General features: G+C 44.8%; 4 protein-coding genes. 3 read left to right on the plus strand and 1 reads right to left on the minus strand.

Annotated features, from left to right (window positions below):
- A protein-coding gene (locus tag AC13CC_RS07060) for an IS3 family transposase (RefSeq protein ID WP_482875576.1) occupies nucleotides 1-1076 on the minus strand; the annotation gives its coding sequence in 2 pieces (ribosomal slippage) (nucleotides 1-815 and nucleotides 815-1076; 1077 coding nt annotated over the 2 pieces). This gene is flagged as partial in the annotation.
- A gap of 311 nt (nucleotides 1077-1387) precedes the next feature.
- Here AC13CC_RS07060 and AC13CC_RS07065 point away from each other — a divergent pair.
- The 3 genes from AC13CC_RS07065 (at nucleotide 1388) to mobB (ending at nucleotide 4500) form a co-directional block, all read left to right on the plus strand.
- The gene (locus tag AC13CC_RS07065) at nucleotides 1388-2623 is read left to right on the plus strand and encodes a site-specific integrase (protein WP_482875577.1); all 1236 of its coding nucleotides are present in this window, start codon (nucleotides 1388-1390) and stop codon (nucleotides 2621-2623) included.
- A gap of 264 nt (nucleotides 2624-2887) precedes the next feature.
- Entirely contained in the window at nucleotides 2888-3472 is a 585-nt protein-coding gene (locus AC13CC_RS07070) for a BfmA/BtgA family mobilization protein (protein WP_482875578.1), read from the plus strand.
- 5 nt (nucleotides 3473-3477) lie between these two features.
- A complete protein-coding gene (gene mobB / locus AC13CC_RS07075) occupies nucleotides 3478-4500 on the plus strand; it encodes a MobB family relaxase (protein WP_482875580.1) in 1023 nt (340 codons plus the stop codon).
- The last annotated feature ends 193 nt before the right edge of the window (nucleotides 4501-4693 follow it).

The raw sequence follows: 4693 nt of genomic DNA on the forward strand, positions 1-4693 counted from the left end.
GCACAAGGAATTAAGTTCCAGATATTGTTTTGGGGACACATATCCCAGGGCCTTGTGTGGCCTGTAATTGTTGTAATCGTCCATCCAAATCCGTGCCTGTTCCCTTACTTGGTCGATGTCCTCAAAGATGAACCTGTTGAGGGTCCCCCTCCTGAAACTGCCGTTGAACCTTTCCACAAAGGCGTTCTGGGTCGGTTTTCCCGGTTGTATGTATTTGAACTCTATTCCGTGCATCTCGCTCCATTGGGAGGTGAGCTTTGCTATAAATTCCGGGCCGTTGTCCATACGTATGCGTTTGGGCTTGCCCCTTCGGTTTATCAGATGGTTCAACACCCAGACCACCCGGTTGCTTGTCAGGGAAAAGTCCACTTCGATGTGCAGTGCCTCCCTGTTGTAATCGTCCATGATGTTGAGTGCCCTGAACCGCCGTTTGTTCTCCAAAACGTCGGTGACAAAGTCCATGCTCCAAGTATGGTCCGCCTCTGCCGGGACCTCCAAAGGTTCCTTTACACGTGCCGGCAGACGTTTCTTGGCCTTTCTTCTCAAGGGCAGTCCCAGTGCCCTGTAGACGCGGTGGACGCGCTTATGGTTCCACGGCCTTCCCTCCGCCCTCAAACGGTGATAGGCCATCCAGAAACCCTCCTCCGGATGTTCCCTGGCCTTTTCCCGAAGGGCCTGCTCGATCTCGCCGTCATCCTTTGGCAACGGACTGTAATAGTAAACGCTCTTGCTCATGTTAAGGACACGGCACGCCCTGCTGATGCCGTAATGGGCAAGATCTTCGCCAATGCTGCGCTTGTGGCAGGGCCTCAGAGCTTTTTTTCGATGATCTCCTTTGCCATTTGGTGGTCCAGGGCCAGAGTGGCGTACATCTGCTTGAGCTTGCGGTTCTCCTCCTCGAGCTCCTTGATGCGCTTGAGCTCCTTCCCGCTCATACCGGCGTACTTCGAACGCCACTTGTAGAATGCGGCGGAGCTGACCCCATGGTCACGGGTTATCTCGGCAACGGACTTGCCGTTGTCGAACTCCTTTAAAATCTTCGCGATCTGTGTTGGTGAAAATTTGCTCTTCCTCATAATGCTGTTTAAAATTAAGATTATTATTCTACTTTTAAACAGTTCGGTTTTAAGGGGAGCTTACACAATCATATGGGTGGTTCAGTCATCCCGACGAACCACTAATCAAGTGGTATCAAAGCACTGTCAACTGACTGATTGACAGTGCTTTTTGTTTTTATTGCATTCAATTGAATTCATTTAAAACCATATAAAAGGTGTAGAGTTCGGTGAATGGTTCGGTACGTTCATTGTGCATAATTTAGATAGCGTTTGACGCTGTTCATGGGTGTTTTGCAAACCTGTTTTGTCAAACCCAAAAGTTATGTATTATGCGCAATTCCAACACTTTAAAAGTACTACTCTTCACTCGGAACATTTCAAATAATCCCCAAAAGCTGACCATTTATGCCCGAATCACCGTCAATGGAAAACGGGCCGAGATTAGTCTGAAACGATATGTTTCGGTGAATGGATGGGATGAAAATAAGGGAAGGCTCCATGGTCTGACCCACAAGGCCCGTTTATTGAACAGCTACCTTGATGAGGTATATGCCCAGATTATGGACACCCACAAGGTATTGTTGCGGGAAGAAAAGGTAATTACGGCACAGGCCATTAAGGCCCGTTATTTAGGACAGGACGAGCAACATAATACCCTGCTTGAACTTATCGAGTATCATAACAAAACACAAAAGAGTGTACTTCGCCCCGGAACGATGAAGAACTATTATGGGACCAAAAAGTATCTCCTTCGTTTTTTGGAATCCAAATACAAACTCCCCGACATCCGATTGAAACAATTGAACTATAAGTTCATTACCGATTTTGAACACTATCTATTGAACGGCCCGCAACTCCAAAAGGGAAAGAAATGTACCAATAATGGGGCGATGAAACACTTGGAGCGTTTGATGAAAATGGTCAAGCTGGGCGTTAAGTTGGAATGGTTGGACAAAGACCCTTTCATTAACTATAAGCTCAGATTTCATAAAACGGAACGCAGTTATCTGACGGAAAGGGAGCTTAGGCTCATTGAAGAAACGGACTTCACCGGGGCAGGGTATGAAAAGGTCAAGGATGCTTTCCTTTTCGCCTGTTATACTGGCCTATCCTATATAGATGTCCGGGAACTTGAAAAGAACCAACTGGTACTTGGTATTGATGGAAACCAATGGATCTATACCAAAAGGGAAAAAACATCGGAAAGTGTAAAACTGCCCTTATTGCCCAAAGCAAAAGAAATCATTGAAAAGTATTGGGACAGTCCAGAGACCGATACAAAAATACTACCTGTGCTATCCAATCAAAAGACAAACAAATATCTAAAGGAAATTGCCAAGGCCTGTGGTATTTACAAAACAATATCCTTTCATTCAGCCAGGCACACATTTGCAACAACGGTAACCTTGTCCAATGGAGTCCCAATAGAAACAGTCTCCAAACTGCTCGGCCATACCAAACTGTCCACTACCCAGATTTATGCAAAGGTACTGGAACACAAGATAGGGGAGGACATGCAGAATCTAATAGATCATATGCAGACAAGCCGATCAGCCGAAGGATGATCAGGTAGTATTCATTCAGTCCCGCTTGCGGGACGTAGGGGAATAGCAAGAGGGTGATGCGCAAATTGCGCCATCACGGTTGTTTTCGGGTCTTCAACAAGTTGAAAACCAATGGATTGAAGTGGTTTTGAAATACTGTGCAAAAATTGGGGCTACAGTAGACTTTTCCGAAATCTACAGTAAACCCTTTGGCAGGCCCAGTAAACACTGGAAATTTTTGACGAAAAAATTGACGCAATTTCACTAAAAAACAAAATCGCACCTATGGAAAAGCAATCAACAAACGGCAGAACAAAGAAAGGGACAGGTGGTTATACGAATATCACAGTAAAGAAGGAAACGGCCACTCGTTTTCGCAGTTATTCCAAAAGGTTCAACAAGTCACATAGTGAGGTGTTGGATGGAATGATACAATACTTCAAGGAGAACAACCTTGACCCTTTTGGGGAGGGAACAAAGATCATCCTTGAAAGTATCAAAAAACTGGAGCGTCAAATGATGAAAAAAATCGATAGGCTCATCGCCATTATCAAGAACATGGAAAAGACCAGTATCCGGCCCACCTATGAAATGGTATTGATACTTTATGAGGCCTATGTAAAAGATGGGAGGAAACCCAAGCCTAAATCTATCCAAATACAGGAAGAGCGAATGGATTTTTTGGAGCCAAAAAACACCGTTGCAAAAACAGAGCATGATAGAATACTGCACGAATTTGAAAGCTATAAAAAGCATTGTAATGAAATCCTCAACAACGTTGAAAAGGTAGAGCCGATGATGGGAAAGCCTTATCTGAAAATCAATATGGGCATCGGGGATTTTGAAAGCTTGAAACATCAATTAAGATAACGACCATGTACCTTACCATCTCATCACAGAAAATGGGCAGTACCTACAACTCCAGTGTGGGGAACTATGTGGACTATCTGGAAAAGGAGAACCAAGAAAGGTTGCCCGAACAAAGGGAGGAATTCTTTGACCAAGAAAACGACAGCGTAAGTCCTCAAACGGTCATTGATGAAATAGATGCCAATACGGCCAAACTAAGGCAGAAAGACCCGAAATTCTATTCCATAGTGGTCAGTCCCAATAAAAGGGAATTACAGTCCATCGGAAATGACCCAAACATGCTCAGGGAATATACAAGGAAGCTCATGGAGGACTATGCCAAGAGTTTCCATCGCAACCAACAGGTAAAGGCCGAGAACTTGAAATACTATGCCAAGATCGAACATGAACGCACCTATAGGGGCTTTGACAAACAGGTTCAGGAGAATGCACCGTATCGTGGAGAAATAGCAAGGCTGAGGAACGAGATACGGAAAGTGGAACGGGGTGAATCCATAGGGAATGTAAAAGAGCTTGAAAAAAGGATCAAGGAGCAAGAAAGATTGGCACCTCATAAGCAGAACGGACAGCTTGTTGCCGCAGGAATGCAAAAAGAGGGGCCACAGACCCATATCCATATCATAGTAAGCAGAAGGGACGTAACGAACACCTATACCCTTTCCCCGATGGCCAAGCACAAGGCATCCGAAGTGGAGCTGAACGGAAAGATGGTCAAGAGAGGGTTTGATCGTGATAGTTTTTACCAAGCAGCCGAAAAGACCTTTGACAGGACAATGGGCTTTAAAAGGAACTATGTGGAATCCTATATTGGTAGAAAGGCCCATGCCAAGGAACCGGGGAAGTTCTTTGCCAAGGTCATGGGACTGCCCACAAAGGAAAAGGACATGGCCTTCAAATTACTTAGGACCATGGGGGTCAAGGCTCCCAATATACCGACCAATAAAGTGCAAATGGCTGCCAAGATCATCAAAGCACTTGGAAGGAGCATTGATAAGGCAAGGGGTACAGGGGAGGGTATGGGCTACTGAGATCCAAGAAGTAGGTTGCGCCCTTTCGGGTTTTTGCTTTACGCTTATCTACCGGAACCTTTAGATTTACGATTAAGTAATTTTAATACATTTAGGAAACAACCCAACTGACAAAGTGAACTATTACCGGAACAAAGTTTTCAGACTTACGTAGTGATTTAGACTTTGTCAGTTGTCACTAAACAAGCTTCAT

The sequence above is a fragment of the Flagellimonas sp. L-11 genome, from assembly GCF_056857735.1.